Raw genomic sequence first — 21,476 nt, forward strand, 5'->3', positions numbered from 1 at the left:
ATTTTCGTCGACTTCCAGCAACAAGGTGAAAGAGGACTGACGAACGCGCCTGATGAAGACCCGGACGATTTAAGCACGGGATATTACGGTTCAGCGTACCGGTCACCGGAGAACTGGACGACGGCACTGCGAAGCAGTCATTTCAGCACGGCAGCCCGTCGGGGGATTATTTCTGACAAGTTTGTAGAAGCAATTTTGCAGTTTTGGCGCGAAAGGTGAGCGTTCATTAATTTGATTTATTCGCATCCATCAGCGCTTTTAACTGCTCCGGCGTAAACGGTGGTTTGCGTCGGTGCAACATCGCATGGCAATTAGGGTACACAGGCAGCAAATCATTAACTGGATCCAGCTGGTAATCCTCTTTAATGGCTGACAGCGGCACCAGGTGATGCACATGGATAAAGCCTTCAGCGATATCACCATAGATCTTCACCAGATCAACACCGCATACGTTGCACTGGCATCCATGATGTTCGACCGCTTTATCTCGGGCCTTTTTATCGCGTTCATAGCGGTTTACTGTCACCTTTATCGCCGCACCTTCAAGGTATGTCTCCTGCGACGGCAACTCATCCGGGAACAGAACGTCGGCTATGGGAGCCGCAGCGGCTTTATCCAGATGAATATGAAATCCCTGCTCTATGAGTAGCTTGACACATTTAGATTTTATTCCGCCGGTGAAATCCGCAGGGGTAAATTGCGTCCCCGTCATCAATGTCGCTGCGATGCCAGCAATCGCCTTCGAGGGGTAACGTCGGCCATGATATTCAATCTCATACAACCGCGCAGGCTGGAACTGATGAGTTTCTCCCGCATCCCATAAATGGATAGCTTCGATGATATACCGCCGCGGAAGATGATCAGGGAGTTTATTCATGGAGAATGTCCTTATACGTTCTCAGAACAGGCAGCAAAAAAACAAATGAGATCAAGGTAATATATCTTCACTTGCAGGCTTGAACAGCAGAAAATTTGCGAGCATGATCGCAATTATTTCACTGCCAGGGATATCAATAGCTTCCAGTAAATCGCTACAGCAGGCAATTGCCAATATAAAAATCTGGCACAAGGGTGAACAGCGCGCGCCGCATAAGCCATTGTTATTGCTATACGTATTAGCGGGATACCTGAATGGACATCCGCGCCTTTTCGATTATTGTAGTGGAACAGTCTACGAGGATGCAGTTCGAAGTGAGTAAGTAAAGGTTGCTGGAAACGATCAATGCCGCCATACAATGATTTTTTAGGATCAACAATGAGTAATAAAAACTACGAAAGTCACCGCAAAGCGATTGTTAGTAAAGGTATACCACCCGCTCTATTAAATAGGCTCACCAATTCGGATGTTCAGGTGATCAATACCTTCTTAACACGAGTGAGCAAACTGGAACTATCTCAACAAGAGAAAGACTGGATCATAAAAATCATCTCTATGGTTTAGACAATTTCAGCCTTGTAGCCTTTCAAGGGTTTTGTGTGGGTACAAACATTATCGAATCGGGGTATAGCCGCAGCTGTAGCTGTATCCACATCAGTAAGTTGATGTAGGTTGACTTAGGTTGAGCGAAAAATAGCGAAAAGCCTTGTGTGGCGCGGATTTCAGTCATAAAAAAACGTCCGTTGATGTCTATTGATGTTCCGATGGTGCGAAGGTGCGAAGGTGCGAAGGCCGGACTAAAACATGTGACTTAACCTCATGATTTAAAATTGTTAATAATAAACAATATCATCTTATACCAACACAGATACCAACACGAAAAATCACTGGTTTTCGGCATCGAACCAGGACAATCAGCTCCTGATTGAGATACCGAGCTCTGTTACTCGTCATCTTCCTCGACAGGCTTCATTGCATCAAGTAGTACTCGCACCATCGCGATAGAACCAATCCGGATAAAAGCATCTTCTCCATCTATATCTGTTAACTGATATCGCTCACTTGATGCCGGATAATTGTGTCGATTTGCAGCAGTGAACTCTTTCGTACAGCCAGAATGCGGCGGATGCTGGTTGAGCAGATAACGTCCGTATTCTCGTTGACCACTTCCGGACGGTAGGCTGTGATATCAGACATAATCGATATTCCTTTTTGCAGATAAATGAAAATGCCAGCCCTGTTCAGGCTGGCGTCAGTGGAATGAAGTCTGGTGAGTAAGACTCACCGGTTCTGGTGCTGAAGCTGCAGTTGGCGCAGGGTACGGATATCCTCTCTGGCCTGTTCGATACAGGGCAACAGTGCTGCTGAATCCGTTTTATCCTCATTGTTGTCAAAGATAATTCCCGATTCGCAGTCGATATTGTCCTGCAGCCACGCAATCAGAATATCCAGTGCGGTTTCCGTGGTTAATGATTTCATGTTGTTCCTGGTTACCAGTTGAAAGTGGGTAAACCCGGCAGGCATTCAGCGCTGGCATCCAGATGAATGAGACTGACGCCATAACGTCGGGTAAGTGTGATAACCAGACGACGGAACGTTTTTGACAGCCCCAGGCGTTTAAGCCGCAGAACCGGATATGACCACGCATCGGTACGTAACAGATATCCGCTACCTGTGAAATGAATCCATTCTGATTCACCAACGTCACTGGTCTGATGCGACAGCGAGTACAGCCAGGCGTTATCCTTTTCCGTGATATGTGCGGTACTGCAGCGTATGCCGGCAAGGGTTGCAAACGGTGGTAGTGTGCAGGTTGACTGTTGGTCGGATTCCTCCACCACGCGGAGTGAATAACCGTTTTCAGCGACCTTGTTAATCAGTTCAGTGAGATTAACACCATCGACGTCAACGACAATTCGCCCCATGTTCAGTGCCTGCACATTAATTCTGTCGGCTTCCAGCATCAGGGAAAGTTTCATCGTTTCTCCGGATGCTTACCCAGGGTAATGTTATTTACCGTTCTGTAATTGTCGCGGGTCATCAGGCCGGTCGCCCTGCGAGCCCGGAGGATATCAATACTGTTTATTAACTGAGAGCGGGGACAAGTGCTGAATCCCGGCTGGTCGGTACGCACCAGCGCGTATTTTTCCACGAGAAAATTCACCGCATCACACAGTGAAATGCCAGCTTCAATATGCTGCTCAATCACACGTTCATCGGCGAACGGTGTGTCATTCAGTGTAAGGCCGTAATGCTGGCCCAGTAGTCGGGAGAGCAGAGTCTGCCAGATGGTGACGGGAGACGGGCAGCTCGATGCCTCCCGTACGTGTGTATCGGGTAATGTTTTCATACTGAAGGTTTTCCTGATATGCAGAGATGAAAAATGGAAAAGTGGCGTGGTGAAAGCACCAGGCCGGAGCAGAAGGTTATTCCGGTGGTTTACTTTTTCGTTTCGGGCGTCGGATAAACAGCCAGATAAACGTAACCACCGCTACCGAGAGTGTCAGCTTTGCAGGTCAGACCTTTTGCATACAGCGTGACGGTATGCTGATGGCGGGGATTCAGTTCACCGCTGGTGAGCATGAGTTCCAGTTGTTTCATCAGCAGCGGAAAGGCCTGGTCCAGGTGGTACGCATCTGCATCGCTGAACAGGCCTCTGATACCGGCGCGGTCGGCAAGGTAATGCAGGCGGTTACCCTCCTGCACCAGACGGGCGCCGAAACAGGGCGTCACTGTGCAGGGTAGTCTCCACCAGGGATGGTCGTCATTGTCATCGGGATGCGTTGTCCCGGAAAGTGTGTCTGACACGATAAAATCCTCACAGAAAATCGGTGAATGATAGTTTAACGATGACGGGTCAGCCGGCGCGCAGACCGGCTTCGGTAAAGGTGTATTCGTTGATGAGCAGGACCTCATCCACAGCGGCGTCTGAGCTCAGCCAGTCGTACTCGTTTTCCGGGTGACGGAACATCAGTTCAGGGTGACGCTCATCAGCCGGACATACGGACCAAAACTGTCCTTACGGCGTTCTGCAAACACGGCCAGCACACCGGGAATATCCTGCACTTCACGACCGGTATACGCTTCAGCACTGCCGTGCCAGCGGTATTTGCCGGTACAGAACGGAAAAAGACGGGATGCCGGATGCTGACGGTGAATACGCATGGCTTCGCCACGGGTGATGATTTTCATAGTGGGATACCTCTGAAGACAGAAGATAAAAGTGAAAACAGGTGTGATGTGGTTGTGACGGGTTAAAGCAGACCATGTTCGGCAAAGGAGAAAACCTGGCTGCCACCGACTATCAGATGGTCCGGCACCCGGATATCCACCAGGCCCAGTGCCTGTACCAGACGTTCCGTGATAAGGCGGTCTGCCTTGCTGGGTGTGACTTCACCGGACGGGTGATTGTGTGCCAGCACCACAGCAGCGGCATTGTGATACAGGGCGCGTTTAATCACTTCACGGGGATGGACTTCCGTGCGGTTGATGGTGCCGGTGAAGAGGGTTTCACCGGCAATCAGCTGATTCTGGTTGTTCAGATACAGCACCCGGAACTCTTCACGCTCCAGTCCCGCCATGTTCAGAATCAGCCATTCTCGTGCCGCACGGGTGGAGGTGAAGGCCACGCCGGGTTCATGAAGATGGCGGTCCAGGGTTTTCAGGGCCCGTTGAATGAGGCTGCGCTCGCCGGGCGTCATCTCTCCGGGCAGAAAGGAAAGCTGTTGCATTGTACTTCTCTCCATTCAGTCGATGATGCGCATAATGGCGCTGCATTCCGGATGCTGCAGGGCGTAATCCCGCAGCCGGTAATAATGGACCGTCATGGCATAACACTCCGTACGACAGGCATGATGACTGTACGTCATCAGACAGGCAGCAATGCCGGCAGCTTCCGGACTCATTTCAGCGCGGTTACCGTTCATGGCATTGAACAGTACCCATGTTTCGTCATCATCGTCATCCGGTTCGGGTGCCATAAATGCCCCGCCGTTGTTCAGGGTGTACAGATTCCAGATACCACCGCAGTAGTCTTCACACAGACGGTCCATCCAGCCGAAGACACGGGGCTCCAGGGTCACCCACTGTGGAATGAGGCCAAAGTGCTGCGGCCAGAAGCTGATGCGCTGTTCATCAGGGACGAGGGTGGCAACCAACTGAGGCTGGTCATTCCCTGATGCAGCGGTTACGGAAACAGAAGATGTGGTGGAATTATGTGAAATGGTTTTCATGAAATGACTCCTTAAAGGACAAATAAATGCGTGGTTTTCAGGGTAATGGCTGAATCAGCGCAGGCTCTCCAGCAGGGTTTCCGCCATCACCCACAATGCGCGGTTGAGCTTAATGTCAGTGTCAATGCTGTGAATGGCACGGGTATGGATACGTTTTCCTTTAGCGCTGCGACCTGAAATTCCGCCTTTCAGCATATTCTCCTGAATGGTCTGATAAGCACTCCACAGGTCCTTACCGTAATCCTCCCGGCGTCGTGGCGTCAGAATGTCGGCGGTGGTGACGGGCTGATGTTCGTCACCATAACGGTAAGTCAGTGCCGCCTGTGCCAGCGCCTGGCGTGCCGGTGGCGGCAGAATCAGCGACTGCATGGCATCACGCTTTTCCTCAATCCGGTCAAACACGCCCACCACCTCGTAAGCCCCTTCAATGACTCTGTCCACCACATTTCCCCGGTGCGGAACACGCACTTCCCCCAGAGACTGACCACAGACGCATCCGTTCTGGCAGACGAACCTGAAGTAACCCGGCAGCATCTGGTAGCTGGAGGTACCGTCATGAGAGTTGAGCAGAATAATTTCAGGGACATGTTCTCCGTTTATCTCTCCGGCCCGCCGCAGACGCAGCATGTGTTTTGTGTATCCCCGGCGGCCCGGGTCGCGCACACGGGTCTGGCAGGCGAAGAATGGCTGAAAGCCTTCCCGCTGCAGGCTTTCCAGTACGGTGATGGTGGGGATGTACGTATAGTTCTGGCTTCGGGACGTGTGTTTATCTTCCCCGAAAATCCCCGGCACATAGTGCATCAGTTCTTCGTGTGTCAGCGGACGGTCACGGCGTATCTGGTTCGCATAACCAAAACGACTGGCTAGTCGCATAATTTGCTCCTTATCGGTGGTTAAGATTTACTGGTGTAATAAATGAAAAAGCCACGTCTCCCGGAGAAGACGCGGCCTGATGGGTGAAATGAATGACGTTTATTGTCTGAGAAGACCGTCACTGGCGAGCCGCGTATTAAGCACCTTTCCGGCATCGGGTTCAGAATTCCGGCAGCGCCAGCGTCGCTGACCTTCCGCGTTGCGGATAACCCGACGGAAATGCATTCCCGGGTCATCCTGGATAAACACATTGCGGTAAGCGGTTATGACAGCAACCGCCTGCCCGTATGAGAAAGATCCTTCAGCCAGGACATACTCTGTGTAACCCGGCATATCTGTTTTCTCCTGATAAATAAAAAGCCTCTGCCACGCGTTGTGACAGAGGCTGAAGCATGAAACTGACTTCAGGGATCAGTTAACGTTTTTTCCGGAAACGGTAATCAGCAGTGGATGGTAGTCCTGGGGATTGAAAACCGATAACGGCAGACTGACACGATGGCCGTTACTTTCTTCAGTTGCTTTGATGATTTCGGTTGTGGCGACATTTTCCACGCACTCCGTTTCCAGAAATGCGTCTGTGGTTCGCGTGGCATTACTGTCACCAAAAGCTTCCGTTTCCATTTTTCTGGTCACCAGCGTCTGACCATATTTGTCTTTGAGTTGCAGAGTGATGGTGAGGGGGCCAAATCCTTCATCGTTTCCGCCATTATCCAGCCGGAACTGGTAAGCACAAATATTTCCCGGGAGCCATATCGTATCTGTATTGCGTATACTGATGTAACGTTGATCCTGTGCCCGGAGTGGGGCAGACCACGTTAACCCCAGAATGAAGGCGGTAATCATGCAGGTTTTGAACAGGTGAATCATGGTATTTACCTCTCTGAGTCATGACGATGACACTGACAAATCAGGTGATAAAGCGTAAAAGGCGCAGAATAGCCGTTATGCCGGTAACTCCGGGGGTAATGCTTCTTCCAGTCGGTTAACCATATTGCCGAGATGGGATGCATCATATTCCATGACGGGGCGTTGCCTGATGATACTGACCACCAGTGGTTTGATTAACATATTGGTCGCGGCCCGTTGTTGTATACCGGCGGCGAAAATGATCTCCAGAGCATTCTGATCGATAACACGGGCCAGATTCTCGTTCAGATTTTCAATCTCATGTCCGGTCAGCAGGAAACTGCCGGCAAGCCATGTCACCTGCTCCTGAATCATTGCCAGAATTTTGACGCGATCTTCTTCAACCAGCGCTCCGGCAATTTTTCCTGATACAGCGGAGGCAATCATTCCCCCCAGAACACCGCCAACCACACGCCCTGTCAGTGCACCAAATGGTCCCAGTGGACTGAACAGTATTCCGCCCGCCACTGACCCGACAGCACCACCTGCCACACCGGAAGATGCCACGGCAAGATTCCTGATGAACTGCGTACCGGAGATCCGTCCCCGCAACATTTTGATCATGTCAGGGCCGGTTGTGACAGCTACCAGTGCCAGAGATGTCACCAGCGTACCCTTCATCACTTTGTTCAGGGCACTGATATTTCCTGCACCGGTCCCCTTCTGAAGAGCCAGTCGAACAGTCGGGCTGGCAGTCGAAAAATCAATGTGCTTCAGCATACCCTGAACAACACTGAGCCGGTGGAGTTGCTGGGTTGTGACGTAGACAGCCAGTGTGCGGGTGAAGGTTTTTCCTGCCTGGACAGCAGCTGTCTGCAGGGCAGCATCGCGATCGCCGGTGCTGAGCCAGAAGACCGATGCCGTCAGGGCAAAACTGATCCCTCCGGCCGCCAGACTGACAACCGAACCCTCGGCAATATCATAAGTGACCGATTCGATGGTCCCGAACCGGGTGATATTACGGGCCTGAGTATAAGTCAGATGTCCCCGACGAATCAGCCGGGATGCTTCTGCGGGATCGGTTACACCGGGTACTTTACCTTCGCGGATCTTATTCCTCATGGTTTCAACAGCGCCGGCATACTGATCACGGGGGACTTCCAGTTGCATGGGGCCATTATTTCCCATGTAACGATACTGTCCGTTTTGTCCGTCGAATGCCGCACCGACGCTACGGGCTGCAGTTGAACAATATTTCGTCTGGATTTCTGTTCCGCTGACCAGTCTGTCTGCTCCATTTCTGGCATTATTATCACCGAGGATCCGTGCGTTTTTCAGACGGACTCTGTCGACAATATGGTTTCCCCGTTCAGCGGCAAACCCATGTCCCTGCCCTCCGGAAGCAAACATTTTCTCATTTGTACTCCAGGTTTCCGGCAGTTTCATGAGAATCAGACCATTCGCCGTTGCATCGGAAATAAAGCTGTTGTAAGGGCGTTCATAAATTTCCTGACACAGTGTTTCTGTTTCGCGACAAAGAGAGGAGCAGTACCATTCCGGATCCGGCTTATGATTTTCCGGGGCATGATGTACTTCTGTCAGCCCGCAGGAGGCACAGATACGAAGCTCATCCACGTGATGGAATGATACAAAACGGCGACCTTCTGAAAAGGGATACCAGTCACCGCCGTCCAGGCAACGATCGAGAAAATCGTCATTCGCTTCCGGTGATAAATTCAGGCGGTTCCGGAAGAGCGTTTTCAGTTCATCAGGTGTGAATGACAGGTTCTCTTTCAACTGTTCGTTAAACCCTGCCATGTTTCTTTCATACCAGGCATTGTTCAGTAACCAGTTTCCGTCTGCCAGTTCAAATTCCCTCAGCTCTCCCCGGGAAATCCGTTGAGAAATGAGCGTCAGCCAGATGCGCTCCGTCAGTGAGTCAGGAAGGCTGTAATCGTTTTGCAAACTGGTCAGCCACGATTTACTGTTGAGCACCGGTTGTTCTTCCAGTGTCTGGCTGATGGCACAGGTCAGTTTTTTCAGCGCCTGGATTTGGCTGGCCGCCCATAGCAGCGTCACTAATGCAGCCAGCCAGTACAACAACCCGCCCCACCACATCAGTGACGGTGAAATATCGTACTGTAACGCGATCAATGGTGCGCATGCAGAACACGCCATAAGGAAAAAGGCAGTATAAAAACAGCAGTAATACCCGTTAATTTCCTTGCTGATATCTTCTGGTGTGATCCCGTTCTGCTGAATGTTTTTGATCTGCAGGGGAACAGCCAGCAGACCACCGGCGAGAGCGGTGGTCAGAATAAATTTCACAGAGTCAAAGGTGTGAGCCTCCAGCGCGATATGTTTACCATCAAGTCCCCACATGAAGCTGATGATCATTCCGGCAATCGTCAGAAATACGCCTGCCAGCCAGCGAATATGGAACAACCGGGTTATGCGTTCGGTGATATAGCCAGCCAGTAAGGCCGGGCCGAACAGACACAGCAATATGAGCCCTGCCAGCGCAGAAGCCGTGCTGATTAATGCTCTGAACAAAAGGCGAAGAATGGCAAATCCTGCGATCAGCAGGATCAGCGCGCCGACTATCTGTAACATAGTCACTCCGTGATGAATATCATGTTATTGTTAATGCCAGCGAATGTGGCGTTGAATATCCGTTGCGCCGGTCCGGGTCCCGATCATGATGACCGGGACCACAGAGAGGCGATGGTTCTGTCAGAAGGTCACATTCAGCGTGGCCTGACCGTTATAGCCTTCAGCGCTGCTGCCGCTGACGCTGTGGACATAACCTGCCTGAACGCCCAGGGTGATATTTTCCCGGACACGGGCTTCCAGTCCGGCCTGCAGGTCCAGTGACGTACCATTCTGTGACGGTGAGAACGTCATGTTACTGCCGGCTGCGGCTGTACCCATGCTCATGTCCCCCCGGGAGCTGAAGGTGCGGATAACAGAAGGCTGTACCCACCAGTTCACCGGCAGTTCACGCACACTGTGTTTGGCACTGCCGCGCAGGGTGTCACGGGATGAGGTGCCTTTACCAAAGTTCATATCGTGGTGGCTGCCCAGACGGAAGCCGGCACGCACATGTTGTGCACTGCCATGCCCGAACTTCACATAACTGGCGTTATCCTGGCCGTCATCCAGGGAGAGTCCCTGCCAGGTGTACTGCAGTTGCGGCTCCAGCATCAGATTGTCAGTGATACTGAAGGGCAGACCGGTTTCCAGCGAACCCAGCCAGCCCCAGCCCCGGACGCGGAAGTCGTTATTGTCCGATGAGGCTTTCATGCTGTGGCGGGTTCCCTGGGCCACAATGTCAGCCCACAGGCCGGAGGCGTTGTGTATCAGATTCAGGTATCCGCCCAGGCTGCCGGCATCATCCCGGACCGTGCCGGCACGGGAGCCGTCATCATCCTTAACATCAACGGAAGAATGGCCAGCAGCACCATATACCCCCGCGGTCACAGACATACCGGCAACCTCTGTTCTGAGCAGGTCACCCTCCAGACGGACGAAGCCATAGCTGCCGCTGCTTTCCGGCGTGGCTCCACGGGCAATACCGCCGTTGTTATCGTGACCGAGATGACCGCCCTGAATGCTGAGACGGACGCTGTTATTTTCACCGCTTACACCGGTCTGATGGCTGCGGGAGCCTGCCAGAATCCGGTCATAGTCCATTGCCTGTGTCAGCATGGAGGCATACAGGGGGACTTCTGCACGATAAGCATTTTCACTGCGCAGATACCAGCTCTCATCACTGTCCCGGTTGAGGGAGTAGTTAAAGGCACCGGCCTGCAGCTTATTCCCCTGGATAAAGGCCCCTTCCTCCGTGGTGGCACCGTTAATGGCTTCCACCACCTGAATACCCTTACCGCTGGTCGCCAGCCCCGACGCACTGTTGCCGGCGTTCACCAGGTTCAGGATGGTTTTTCCGGTTGCCCTGCCACCGTCAATGACCAGTCTGTCAGCATTGTTCTGTGCCATATCCGGGCGTACACGCAGGCTGATGGTGCCATTCTGTCCGTTCAGGTTTTTCACTTTCAGGGTTGCCGGTACGAACTTCCCTGTGCGGGTGGAGGTGAAATGAATCTGTCCGGCATGGCTGAGGTCATCCACCACCGACTGCACCGTGGCGTTATCGGGAATATTCCAGGTGGCACCAGAGGCGAGAGTGACATTCGTGGGGTCAATGGCACCGTTCAGCACAGTGCTGCCGGTCAGCTTCAGGGCTGTACCGCGCTGAGCAATGACATCCGTGGTGACGGTACTGTCGTTCAGCGTCAGCGTGCCTTCATTCAGGTTGACGGCTTTCTGGGTGAGTGTGGTGTTGCTGACAGTGAGTGTGCCACTTCCTGATTTTTCCACGCTGCCGTTACCGGTGAGAGAGCCTCCCTGCAGGAGTGCATCGCCTTCACGGATGGTCAGGGTATCGTTGTTCACCGTCTTCCCGGAAAGGGTAAGTATGGCGCCGTTATTCAGCGTGGTGGTGCCCGCCAGTGTGCCGCCCCTGGCGGTGAACAGTCCGCCATTTACCGTGGTATCCGTGGCCGTATCACCGGCGTTCAGCGTGAATGAACTGCCTTTTTCCAGCATCAGGGCATCCGCCTGACCACCTCCGATACTGAATGCCTTTCCGTCGCTCCGGGTACCACTGACAGCGGCACCGGAATCGGCCAGCAGTACACCGCCATTTCCCATGGATACGGTGGTGGCGGTGCCACCGTTGCGGACATCCAGCGTTCCGCCATCATCCACGCGGGTATTAGTGGCTGTGTGTCCGGTCAGCACATCCAGGCGTCCGCCATTTTCCAGTACGACATTATCAGCTTTACCCTCCACAACAGAGAATGCTCCCAGGCGGTTTATGCCGGTAACGGTTGCAGCCGTACTGGTAACCAGTGCGCCGCCCTGCTTCAGGGTGACATTCGTGGCTGTACCACCGGCGTCCACCTGCAGTCTGCCCTTCTGATTAACGGTGGTATTCCCGGCCACACCCCCGTTTTTGACAATCTGCCAGCCGTCACTGTTTACAACAGTGCCAGACGCCGTACCGCCGTTGTGCACATACTGGTACCCCCCATTCAGCGTGGTATCCAGTGCGTGACCATGTACAGTCTGGTCGCCGCCGGCATAAACCACAGTGGTATTTGCCGTTCCTTCAGCAGCCACAATCTGACGACCATTTTTATTGATGGTGGTGCGTACGGCATCTCCGTAGACGGTCTGCCCGGTATCACCATTTTCCGCATCCGGTCCCCCTTCCGCGCCGGTATTCACAACCGTGTCGGTTGCCACTGCGCCGGATTTGATGGCCTGCCAGCCCTTCTCATTAATGACGGTACCCGTTGCAATCCCGCCTTCATGTACCCACTGCTCACCGCCGTTCAGAGTGGTGTTCACTGCCTGCCCCTGAAGGCTCTGTCCGCCTCCGGCACTGATAACCGTGTCTGAAACGCTTCCTCCGGCATTCACTCTCTGAAGACCACCACCGGTGACAGTAGTGTTGTTGGCGATACCGCCATTTTGTATCCATTGTCCGCCGGTATTGGCCTCGTTATCCGGCCCATACTCCAGACCGGTACTGATGGTCATTCCGTTGGCCGTACCGAGGACAATCTGGTTGTCATGATTTGTCAGTGTTCCGTCGTTCACGGTTTCTCCCGCCTGTACAACCTTGTCAGCAGCCAGTGCCGGGACTGATGTGACAGCAGCAAGAGACAGCGCAACCGCCACACCAGCGCGTTTTCCCCGTGAGCGGGCCAGTTCGGAGGCCACCACCAGGGTGCCCGTAATGTGATTCCATACCAGCCTGTAGCTGGTGTTCAGATGTCGTTTCATCAGCTTTTCCTTACAGAGGGTGAATAAAAAAGCCGGTACCCACAAATGTGGATACCGGCAGGTACAAAACAGCATGCTCAGATAAAGTGGTTTTTCCCGGACATAAATGCTTCCCCTCTCTCATCCGCCAGAGAAGTATCAGTCCGTTGTGTGCAATTCCGTTCTGCATGATGAAGAGATTCAGCTGCCTTTTCGCAGACCATTAACCACTATAAACGATCGATAGCAACGATCGATACCTGTTTTATCGATCGTTTTATTCTATTAACAGCAAGGCAGTCACGCAAGAGAAAGAGGTGGATATGAGGGGGGGGGTATCATGTTTTCAGTTGGTTAACGCAATGTAATCAGGCATTTCCCCTGGCAGACTGTTCAGAAGAAAATCCAGTTCCATACAGCGCGGGCAACAGAGACCACCGAGTCACGGACGGCACGCAGAACCGTGCGTGCAACAGAGGCAATACAGACGCTCTCCGCCGTGTCAAATATCCGGTCCACCGCACCGGTAAACTGTTCACGGGCCTGAGACCGGACAGATTCCGTGCGCAGCTCGTCCTGCAGGCGGGTCATCAGGGGACTGGCGGCATGGTCGGGAAGCGCTGTCATGAGCGCACTGACCAGCGTATCCAGTTCCCAGCCGGTGCAGGCCGATACGGCCACAACCGGATGTACGGGCCGGAACAGCCGGAATACCGCATCTGTTTTCTCACGAATGTTCTGTGCCTGTGCGGGAGAAGGCTGAATGCCGGCCATATCCCATTCATGGCAGGGCTCCGTTTTGTCGGCCTGCGTCACCACAAACAGCACCTGCTGATGTCCCCGGTGCAGGATGTGTCGCCAGAAATACTCATCCACAGACAGGGCGCGGTCATCGGCTTTAATCAGCCACAGCACCAGGTCCAGTTCGGGCAGAATGTCACGGTACAGGGCTTCATACTCTGCATCCCTGTCCCGGCTCTCGCCCACCCCGGGCAGGTCAGTGATAACCATGCTGTGACCGTGGCCACTCAGACGGAAGCGCCGCACTTCCCGGGTGCCGGCGTGAACATCACTGACCGGGGTGACCTCCCCCTGAAACAGTGCATTACAGAGTGAGGATTTACCGGCCCCGCTTTTACCCATAATGCCAATCACGGGTTCGTGACTGGTGAGTTTGCGCAGATGTTCCAGGATGTGACGGGAAAGTGAGTAAGGCAGGGAGGAGAGCGGTTTTTCAATTGCCTCAATGGCATCAGACGGATTCATACATGTATTCCCGGTGAAAAAAGACAAAACCCCGCGCACCGGAAAGGTGGCGGGGGATTCACGGAGATAATATCTGTCTGAAATTGTTTTGAATCGATGGGATTGTTGCGTATTAACATGAAGGAGATCAGGACTTATCCGTTACTGGGTGATCTCCTTCCATGAAAATACGCCGTTATTGTTAAACAGCAGGCTGATTTCTCCGTAAAGGGGAAAATATTTATCGGCTGTATGATTATCAGGTGTGTCTGTGTTTACTGCTGTGAGTATTTTTTAGTGTATTGTGGGGGAGATGTCAGTGGGAGATATTAAATTTACGTTTATAATTATCTTACTTCTTCTGTGTGTTTTTTATAAGAGTGCACACGTAATGATATCTGTTGATACCATGTGGTTAAGTGTTTCCCTTCCTGGTCATGCGTAATGATTAAATGCTTTTGTGACACCATTCTTCCGGTCTGAATATTTATCCCGTTCTTTTTTATTTGTGCAGTGATACTGTCGGAAGAGAATTCAGTAATGTGAGGTGTCCTGGTCAGGATAATATCTGCTGAGATATTATTAGTTGAGTGTGTTTTACTGAGCAAAAGCTGGCTTTTAATTCCTGTACTGAAACACTGTCGCTCGTCCGGGGTTAACTGAAACTGGATGATGATGTAAAATGAAGGCTGTTTTTGTGTTTGTCGAAGAAGTGTTATTTTAATCCATTCTCATCATTGGCTGGCGATTATACAGAAGTATTTGAAGAAAAAATGGTGCATTTTATCTGTGTCAGCAGGGAAGAAGTATTTTATTGATGTATCAGTATTAAATGGTTTTTGTTATTTATAAAAATGTCATCCTGTCCATAAAATATTGTACTCAGCATTCAGTGCAGGAACTGTAGTCTTCTTTATTTTATTCTTCTTCAGGAGGGGGGGTGATTCCTGAAGGCGTTATTCCCGGTGTTCTGTTTATGATTCTTCCCGGCAGGAAACCGGTATCTGCAATACCCGGGATGATGCTTTTTGTTCGTACGTGGTTGTGTAAAATTTGAATAGTGGATGTGCTCCGAAGGGAAGGAGGGGACACACAGATTCATTTTGTCTTTCTTCAGCAGCAAAATACACTGTGGTTATTATTTAACCATTAAATCAACAAAAAATTTTACCTCATATTGATTTGACTGCTATTTTTGCTATTAATAGCCAGAATTGCAGTGCTTTTATATCTGTGTATAGTGAGGTTACTATGTCATTCGGTCAGCCTTGTGATGAGTTTCCCCTGAGTTCGCTGCCTCCACTCATTCGTGATGCCGTTATTGAAGCTCAGCAAATTACGCAGGCTCCCCTTGGGCTTGTGGCAGCGTCTGCCCTGGGCGCTGTTTCACTTGTCTGCCAGAATCTGATTGATGTCTGCAGACTGAATACACTGCGGGGGCCGGTCTCTCTTTTTTTCCTGACGCTTGCCGAGTCCGGAGAACGAAAAACCGCAGTGGACAAATTATTAATGAAGCCCCTGTACCAGCAGGAGATGCAGTTATATTCCAGATACAAAAGTGAACTGGCTGTCTGGAAAAACAAGGAAGAGCTTTTAAAGGCTCAGAAAAAAGCATTGTTGTCAAAACTGAATAAAGAACTCCGCAAAGGCGCGGATGAGTCAGAAACCCTCAGACAACTGGAAGTACTTCAGAAAAACAGTGCGGAAGAACCTGTGAGGTATAAATTCATTTTTAATGATGCCACGACTGCGGCAATTAAGAATCAGCTTTGTGGTAAATGGCGTTCAGTTGGTATTATGTCAGATGAAGCCGGTATTATATTTGATGGATATACCCTGTCTGAGTTGCCTTTTATTAACAAAATGTGGGATGGCTCTGTATTGTCTGTGGACAGAAAGAATGAACCCGAACAGATGATTGAAAATGCCAGAATGACGTTATCCCTCATGGTGCAACCCGGTCTTTTTGACCGATATATGGAGCGAAAAGGTTCTGTTGCCAGGGACAGTGGTTTTCTTGCCCGTTGTCTTATCAGTAAACCTGCAACCACGCAGGGGAAACGCTTTATTAACGGAGCTGTGATTCCGGGAGGATCATTAACGGCATTTCATGAACGATTAATGGAACTGGCCAGAGGCAGTATTGAAAAATCCAGTGAGGATGAACGGTATTGTCTGCATTTTTCGCCTGAAGCGCAAAAAATATTTATTGAGCACTATAATGTTCTGGAGCAGGATTTATCCCCTTCCGGACCCTTAAGCCCGTTTCGGGGACATGTTTCAAAAAAAACAGAAAACATTGCAAGAATTGCAGCGTTATTTCAGTATTTCAGCTATGGTGAAGGGAAAATCTCTGCCGATATCATGACGTCTGCTGTCGTAATAAGTTCGTGGTACACAGATGAATATAAAAAATTATTTGCGTTACCTGATGAATCTGAACTGCAGCAGAAGGACGCCGAGGAGCTGTTCGACTGGCTCATTGAGGAGTGCCGCGGAGAATGCCCGCCCCGTGTCAGGAAAAATTATATTCTCCAGTGTGGCCCGGGCCGGTTCAGAAACAGGAAAAAACTGAACGCATTGCTGAACATTCTTGAATCTCAGTTCAGGCTTTCTGTCGTGCCGGAAGGAAAAACCATGTATGTTCTGCTTCCCCAGATAGCCAGTTTAAAGTTGTCTGATGTCTCTGGTATTTTTACCTCGGGTTATCACTACAATAAGCTGAGAGCGAAGTAACCGGTGAGCAGTTTTTCTCCATTATGCTTCAGACTTAGATGATTGATTATTATGGGGATTTCATCACCGATATTCAGATGTATGAATATCGGTGATGAACTAAAGCTCAGGAGCTGCGTGGTGGTGATGAATCAACAGGCATATAACTGATACCCGCCGGTCAGAAGTTCCAGCCTGCGACTTTCCTGTTTGCGTGCCCGCAGTCCGGCGTTCAGGTGCAGCGTGTGACAGAACGCACGGAGAGCGAAACGGCAGGCAGACAGGCCGTTCAGTCAGCCCTGGCACCCTGCCCGGATACCAGCTTCCCTGAAACAACTGGCATCAGGTGCGCTTATCGTCAACCGTTGTGCGGTATGACAGGAGCACGTACTGATCCATCAGATCCGTCAGTGCTGCGCTCTGCTTCTGACGGTTGATGATCCATTCCTCCAGCTCTTTTTCTGATTTCCGTTTCAGATTCTCCGTCCAGTCGTCAAGGCAGTTTCCGGTCATTAAATCAAGCCAGCAAAGCCAGACTAGTTTGAGGCGCAACTCCGTGCCACCAAACTGACGGAAGAGGCTGATCAGTTTATTTGCCAGAGAACGCTGCCTCAGACGTTCACATTCAGACAGGAGAATGCCTTCCAGCATCGGATGATGAACCAGCAGATGTTCACTGGTGCATAAATTCACTATCAGATCATCATCCAGGGGCGGTGTGGCCCGTTTGTCAGGGCCATAAATCAGCCGGTGCAGGCTCTGGGGTACGATGGCAATCTCCGGTTTTTCACCATTGAATGACACCCAACCGGGCGTCAGATTATGGAAGTAGTAGATATTCGGATGACACACGCCCCAGGATACGGCGTGCCGGGTGAAGCCGGTCAGCCATTTCTGGTAGCTTTCGTGGAGCCATTCGTAGCGGGTCTGATACTGTTGTTTCATTTTCATATTCCTCACGGGGATATAACAGGCAGCAGAATGCCGCCGGCAGGCCGGAGATTACGTCTGCTGCGGGTGAACGGATAACGGTCAGAAATTACGGACGGGACTGTGCAATACGCGCCTGCAGCCAGGCTTCCACTTCACTTTTCAGCCAGCGGGAGCTGCGCTCCATTTTGATGGGGGCAGGAAAGCCCCCATCTTTGATGAGTTTGTAAAACCACTTATCGGTTAAGCCGGTAAGTTGAGTGATAAACGCCATGTCGACCATCTGGTCATCCATCAGCGAAACAGGGGTAGCCATGAGAATGTTCCTCCGGATGTTGTTAAACCAGCCGGTGTGGTCATGAAAACAGCGCGCCACCTTCACTGGCATAACAACCGGGGAGAAACGTAAAAAATAATCGGGAATGTGGCTGTCCGGAGATAAACGGGGGGATTGCGATGGCAGAGCCGTAGCGGAATCCCGGGTGGTTGTTGCGAAAAGATGCTTCCGCACGCACGCGCGATAAAGGAGGGAGGACTTTCGTGAGACAAGGGGAAAACTAGCGTTCTGATAATTGCAGAGTTGTTTTCGGAGGTGGTTACAGTGAGTCAGCCCGTTCCTGGCGAGGAGGAGACTGATATCACCGATGGGATAAGGCTGTCTGATTGGTATTATAAATATAAGAAGTCATCAGAGAGTAACGTAAAGGATTTGCCAGAGTAAGCTAAGAGAGTAAATCTCTCCGGTAACAGAGCGCTGTGAAGCATTCTGTATCAGAGTGCAAATACATGAACGCTGATGCGTAAAATCAGCAGTGACACGCCAGCTCCCCCTGTGCCCATTCCTGTATAAGACATGAACTGAGCGTATTAATGCTCCTGCTCTGAGACTGAGCCGGTGAGTGAGGGGCTGAGAAATCCCTCTTGACACAGCTCTAAACCAGAAATACTTCCCCGGTTGTTGCGGTGCGTCCGGATCCCCGATAACGGAACACTAAGGCTGTATTGCGGGACACCGGGTAAGTGGCAGCCTGTAATGTGTTCTGTCAACGCCAGAAAAAATGATTTTTCACACGCGTTATAGACTCACTCCTGTGGACCTGGAAGCCCGTAACTCTGCGGTTGCCCACCGACTGACGGAACTGACCGCAAACTTTACGATCGTGTTCCTGCTTCCTTCTGGTCACCTGAACTTTTAGCCAGCGCTACGATAAGTCCGGTGTTATCTGCACCGGAGGACCGGGAACATTAAGCGGTATAGCGACAACAAAGAATTCGAAATCAAAAGGGAATGGTGCCGGAGGCGTGGGCGGTAATAGGCTGATTTTCAGGTATTACCGGCTTACAACGTGTGGTTGATATTGAGGGGCTGTGAGTTTCGCGTATTTGTCAGAAACCCAGATGAGTTTTCCTTTATGGGACGAAATAAGGCAGCGGCAATACCTGGAAAAATTTAATATGGTATGAAGGAGAACCTGTCGGTTACGCTTAATATACACGGTACACTGTCAGCTCAGGGGATACATGAACCGTTATCTCACCAGCTACACAGTATACACACACTGACGCTGACAGTAGTCAGCAGGACCACAATAATCAGCGCCAGCAGTATGGTAACGATACGGTCTGTATTCCGGTAGTAGCCGAAGGGGTCGACAGAACCACAATACGGGCAACACACTGTATTATGAGTAATCGCGTTTCCACAGTCCCTGCACTTCTTTTTGCGTATCACCATCACTCCCTCCTCACAGCCTTACCCGTAACCGATTTTTTACATTAAAAAAACAACGCTGAAAATTCAACCGTCAGTCCGGAGACGACCGTTCGGGTTATCACAGAGTGCCTGAGACAGTGTCCTGCCGGAGGTCACTTCAGGGACTCTGCGCATTTTTTACGACGTGGCTATTCCGTATGAACCATACGGAGATTTAACCATGACCTACAAATACAACCCCTTCTGGCAGCAACGTATTCGTGAGACGGTGCGGCACGCACTGAATGTTCATCCCCGCCTGACGGCATTGCGGGTTGACCTGCGTCTCCCGGATGTACCGGCAGCAACGGACGCAGCTGTGATATCCCGCTTCATCAATGCCCTGAAAGCCCGAATCGACGCTTACCAGAAACGTAAGCATCGGGAAGGTAAACGCGTGCATCCCACAACCCTGCATTACGTCTGGGCCCGGGAGTTTGGGGAGTGCAAAGGTAAAAAACACTATCACCTGATGCTGCTGGTCAACCGGGATACCTGGTGTCGTGCCGGTGATTACCGCGCTCCGGAGTCTCTGGCCGGGATGATTAAACAGGCGTGGTGCAGTGCCCTGGGAGTGGATGTCGGGTGCCATGCCACGCTGGTGCATTTTCCGGCCTGGCCGGCGGTGTGGCTGGCGCGTAATGATGACACCGGCTTTCAGCAAGTGCTGGAACGTGCTGACTATCTGGCGAAGGAGTATACCAAAGCTCACTGCACCGGTGAGCGCAATTTTGGCTGTAGCCGGAGTTGAGCACGACTGGCGCGCCAATATCCGGCAAACCAAAAGTATGGGTTGTTGTCTGGCGGCAACGATGTATCCACTCGCCCACTGACTGTTTTTTACGTCAGTGTTCCATTGTGTGACAACCACAGTGCTGTAACAGCAACCAGCCTGCTTTACCCAAACTCCAGTCCAGATTTTAACTGAACCGCCATTCACACCCTGACCACGCTGCCCGTACCGGGACGGCTGTTGCCTGCGTGTCGTCTGGCGGCTAAGGAATATGACTATGTACGCAAAATCCTTTATCGCTCTTGATGGCAACGGACGTCTGACGGGCGCCCGTACTGCACAGGCCGCACCTTATGCTCACTACACCTGCCACTTGTGTGGCAGTGCACTCAGATACCATCCGCAATACGACACTGAACTTCCCTGGTTTGAACACACTGACGACAGGCTGACAGAGCACGGTCAACAGTGCCCTTATGTCAGGCCGGAGCGCAGAGAAATACAGTTGATTAAACGTCTGCAGCAATTCGTACCGGATGCCTTACCCGTGGTGCGTAAAGCCAGCTGGCACTGCAGACAATGTCACCACGATTATTATGGGGAGCAGTACTGCACACACTGCCAGACCGGAGGATTCAGTATTCCCCGGACAACTCAGGAGGAAATATGCGAATTCTGAACTGTTATATGGCGAATGACAGCAAAGGCCATTTTGTTACGGCGAAAGAAGCTGCGAAGCACAACCGACAGGACGTTTTGTGCTGTGTGTCCTGTGGATGCCCGTTAACACTTCAGCGGGGCAATGACGGACAACCACCGTGGTTTGAACATGACCAGATGACTGTCGCTGAAAAAATCCTGCTGCGATGTACCTGGCTTGACCCGGCGGAGAAAGAGGCCCGTCGTTTGCATCTGCAGGGCATGACGGTTCCGGATTATACGGTGAAGGTGAGAAAGTGGTTTTGTGTGATGTGTGACGAAGATTATGAGGGGGAAAAGTGCTGCCCACGCTGCGGTACCGGGGTATACAGCAGGGCGTGGGGGCGGCAGGAGGTGCCGTCGGAAGATGCCAGGGCTGATAATCCGTTACAGAGGCTGTAATGGTTGCCTCCGGAGCAGTTTGCGGTGATGCCTTTCCCGGGAATGGATTGCCAGTGCGGGGACTGTGGAGCTTAATTCCGGTGTTGGTGGCCTTTCCGTTGATTTTATGCCAACAGCCCCCTGTGACTGACAGGCTGCCTCGTCATTCCATTCGTATCTCCAGTAACAGGGGGTTGTATTGTATTTTATTGTGCCGGTTCAGGTGTGCGTTTCCCGGCGCGTCTGCACCGGCTTAACCAAATTCAACAGGGATAAAATAGTGGTAAGCGTACAGCCTGAACCGTCTGGTCAGAATCTGACGAATTAGACAAAGTGGTGTCCACCAAATAAGTAGTGGGA

23 protein-coding genes and 3 pseudogenes are annotated in these 21,476 nt (G+C 51.4%); 6 read left to right on the forward strand and 20 right to left on the reverse strand.

Features of this window, described 5'->3' with window-relative positions; all coding sequences use genetic code 11:
* Nucleotides 1-137: 137 nt before the first annotated feature.
* Together BEB42_RS27185 and BEB42_RS03775 are read right to left on the reverse strand one after the other, a co-directional pair.
* The gene (locus BEB42_RS27185; RefSeq protein ID WP_418267963.1) at nt 138-227 is read right to left on the reverse strand and encodes a hypothetical protein; all 90 of its coding nucleotides are present in this window, start codon (nt 225-227) and stop codon (nt 138-140) included.
* Nucleotides 227-877 (reverse strand): HNH endonuclease, encoded by a 651-nt coding sequence (locus BEB42_RS03775; protein ID WP_001037966.1) that lies wholly within the window; start codon nt 875-877, stop codon nt 227-229. Before BEB42_RS03775 ends, BEB42_RS27185 begins: the two co-directional genes overlap by 1 nt.
* Nucleotides 878-1,013: 136 nt before the next feature.
* Between BEB42_RS03775 and BEB42_RS26640 the strand changes: the two are divergent.
* A pseudogene (locus tag BEB42_RS26640) lies at nt 1,014-1,163 on the forward strand (phosphorothioated DNA-binding restriction endonuclease); the annotation flags it as partial.
* Between the two features lie 657 nt (nt 1,164-1,820).
* On the opposite strand, the pseudogene BEB42_RS27080 reads toward BEB42_RS26640, so the two are convergent.
* From BEB42_RS27080 to BEB42_RS03865, 15 genes and pseudogenes are all read right to left on the reverse strand, one after another.
* Nucleotides 1,821-1,949 (reverse strand): annotated as a pseudogene (locus BEB42_RS27080) (helix-turn-helix transcriptional regulator); the annotation flags it as partial.
* A pseudogene (locus tag BEB42_RS26465) lies at nt 1,925-2,074 on the reverse strand (DUF4942 domain-containing protein); the annotation flags it as partial. The pseudogenes BEB42_RS26465 and BEB42_RS27080, both read right to left, overlap by 25 nt.
* A gap of 84 nt (nt 2,075-2,158) precedes the next feature.
* Nucleotides 2,159-2,356 (reverse strand): DUF957 domain-containing protein, encoded by a 198-nt coding sequence (locus tag BEB42_RS03800; RefSeq protein WP_000839281.1) that lies wholly within the window; start codon nt 2,354-2,356, stop codon nt 2,159-2,161.
* Between the two features lie 11 nt (nt 2,357-2,367).
* Nucleotides 2,368-2,856, reverse strand: a complete 489-nt coding sequence (locus BEB42_RS03805) for a DUF5983 family protein (protein WP_000777547.1) — start codon at nt 2,854-2,856, stop codon at nt 2,368-2,370.
* Nucleotides 2,853-3,227: a TA system toxin CbtA family protein gene (locus BEB42_RS03810; RefSeq protein ID WP_000854753.1), complete on the reverse strand. Its 375-nt coding sequence runs from the start codon at nt 3,225-3,227 to the stop codon at nt 2,853-2,855. The genes BEB42_RS03805 and BEB42_RS03810 overlap by 4 nt, the downstream gene beginning before the upstream one ends.
* 89 nt (nt 3,228-3,316) lie before the next feature.
* Complete coding sequence (locus BEB42_RS03815; RefSeq protein WP_021542768.1) at nt 3,317-3,685, reverse strand: type IV toxin-antitoxin system YeeU family antitoxin; 369 nt, start codon at nt 3,683-3,685, stop codon at nt 3,317-3,319.
* A gap of 162 nt (nt 3,686-3,847) precedes the next feature.
* A complete protein-coding gene (locus BEB42_RS03820; protein WP_000692345.1) occupies nt 3,848-4,069 on the reverse strand; it encodes a DUF987 domain-containing protein in 222 nt (73 codons plus the stop codon).
* A gap of 62 nt (nt 4,070-4,131) precedes the next feature.
* Complete coding sequence (locus tag BEB42_RS03825; protein ID WP_001186774.1) at nt 4,132-4,608, reverse strand: JAB domain-containing protein; 477 nt, start codon at nt 4,606-4,608, stop codon at nt 4,132-4,134.
* A gap of 15 nt (nt 4,609-4,623) precedes the next feature.
* Nucleotides 4,624-5,109 (reverse strand): antirestriction protein, encoded by a 486-nt coding sequence (locus BEB42_RS03830; RefSeq protein WP_000849588.1) that lies wholly within the window; start codon nt 5,107-5,109, stop codon nt 4,624-4,626.
* Nucleotides 5,110-5,163: 54 nt separating this feature from the next.
* Nucleotides 5,164-5,982: a DUF932 domain-containing protein gene (locus BEB42_RS03835; protein ID WP_001234620.1), complete on the reverse strand. Its 819-nt coding sequence runs from the start codon at nt 5,980-5,982 to the stop codon at nt 5,164-5,166.
* A gap of 99 nt (nt 5,983-6,081) precedes the next feature.
* On the reverse strand, nt 6,082-6,315 hold the full coding sequence (locus tag BEB42_RS03845; protein ID WP_001119729.1) for a DUF905 family protein: 234 nt from the start codon (nt 6,313-6,315) through the stop codon (nt 6,082-6,084).
* A 78-nt stretch (nt 6,316-6,393) separates the two neighbouring features.
* Complete coding sequence (locus BEB42_RS03850) at nt 6,394-6,849, reverse strand: IrmA family protein (protein ID WP_000581504.1); 456 nt, start codon at nt 6,847-6,849, stop codon at nt 6,394-6,396.
* A gap of 75 nt (nt 6,850-6,924) precedes the next feature.
* Nucleotides 6,925-9,441, reverse strand: a complete 2,517-nt coding sequence (locus BEB42_RS03855) for a hypothetical protein (RefSeq protein WP_001315618.1) — start codon at nt 9,439-9,441, stop codon at nt 6,925-6,927.
* Nucleotides 9,442-9,561: 120 nt separating this feature from the next.
* Complete coding sequence (agn43, locus tag BEB42_RS03860; protein WP_000820497.1) at nt 9,562-12,681, reverse strand: autotransporter adhesin Ag43; 3,120 nt, start codon at nt 12,679-12,681, stop codon at nt 9,562-9,564.
* A 372-nt stretch (nt 12,682-13,053) separates the two neighbouring features.
* Entirely contained in the window at nt 13,054-13,926 is an 873-nt protein-coding gene (locus BEB42_RS03865) for a GTPase family protein (protein WP_001565136.1), read from the reverse strand.
* A gap of 1,230 nt (nt 13,927-15,156) precedes the next feature.
* Here BEB42_RS03865 and BEB42_RS03875 point away from each other — a divergent pair.
* A complete protein-coding gene (locus tag BEB42_RS03875) occupies nt 15,157-16,641 on the forward strand; it encodes a YfjI family protein (RefSeq protein ID WP_001297234.1) in 1,485 nt (494 codons plus the stop codon).
* Between the two features lie 321 nt (nt 16,642-16,962).
* Here BEB42_RS03875 and BEB42_RS03890 read toward each other — a convergent pair whose 3' ends face one another.
* The gene (locus BEB42_RS03890) at nt 16,963-17,565 is read right to left on the reverse strand and encodes a hypothetical protein (protein ID WP_000813451.1); all 603 of its coding nucleotides are present in this window, start codon (nt 17,563-17,565) and stop codon (nt 16,963-16,965) included.
* 94 nt (nt 17,566-17,659) lie between these two features.
* Nucleotides 17,660-17,866: a helix-turn-helix transcriptional regulator gene (locus tag BEB42_RS03895; protein WP_000235215.1), complete on the reverse strand. Its 207-nt coding sequence runs from the start codon at nt 17,864-17,866 to the stop codon at nt 17,660-17,662.
* Between the two features lie 742 nt (nt 17,867-18,608).
* On the opposite strand from BEB42_RS03895, the gene BEB42_RS27085 reads away from it, so the two are divergent.
* The gene (locus tag BEB42_RS27085) at nt 18,609-18,746 is read left to right on the forward strand and encodes a hypothetical protein (protein ID WP_001418354.1); all 138 of its coding nucleotides are present in this window, start codon (nt 18,609-18,611) and stop codon (nt 18,744-18,746) included.
* A 338-nt stretch (nt 18,747-19,084) separates the two neighbouring features.
* Here the strand turns inward: BEB42_RS27085 and BEB42_RS26645 are convergent, their stop codons facing one another.
* On the reverse strand, nt 19,085-19,285 hold the full coding sequence (locus BEB42_RS26645) for a hypothetical protein (protein ID WP_001297219.1): 201 nt from the start codon (nt 19,283-19,285) through the stop codon (nt 19,085-19,087).
* A 199-nt stretch (nt 19,286-19,484) separates the two neighbouring features.
* On the opposite strand from BEB42_RS26645, the gene BEB42_RS03915 reads away from it, so the two are divergent.
* From BEB42_RS03915 to BEB42_RS03925, 3 genes are all read left to right on the forward strand, one after another.
* Nucleotides 19,485-20,054, forward strand: coding sequence for an inovirus Gp2 family protein (locus tag BEB42_RS03915; protein WP_000221545.1), 570 nt, complete (start codon nt 19,485-19,487; stop codon nt 20,052-20,054).
* Nucleotides 20,055-20,313: 259 nt separating this feature from the next.
* Nucleotides 20,314-20,715, forward strand: coding sequence for a putative zinc ribbon protein (locus tag BEB42_RS03920; RefSeq protein WP_000270962.1), 402 nt, complete (start codon nt 20,314-20,316; stop codon nt 20,713-20,715).
* The gene (locus tag BEB42_RS03925) at nt 20,703-21,137 is read left to right on the forward strand and encodes a zinc-ribbon domain-containing protein (RefSeq protein WP_001221615.1); all 435 of its coding nucleotides are present in this window, start codon (nt 20,703-20,705) and stop codon (nt 21,135-21,137) included. Before BEB42_RS03920 ends, BEB42_RS03925 begins: the two co-directional genes overlap by 13 nt.
* Nucleotides 21,138-21,476 lie beyond the last annotated feature (339 nt).

Origin of the sequence: Escherichia sp. MOD1-EC5990, assembly GCF_002965285.1 — a bacterium.
GTDB lineage: Bacteria > Pseudomonadota > Gammaproteobacteria > Enterobacterales > Enterobacteriaceae > Escherichia > Escherichia coli_F.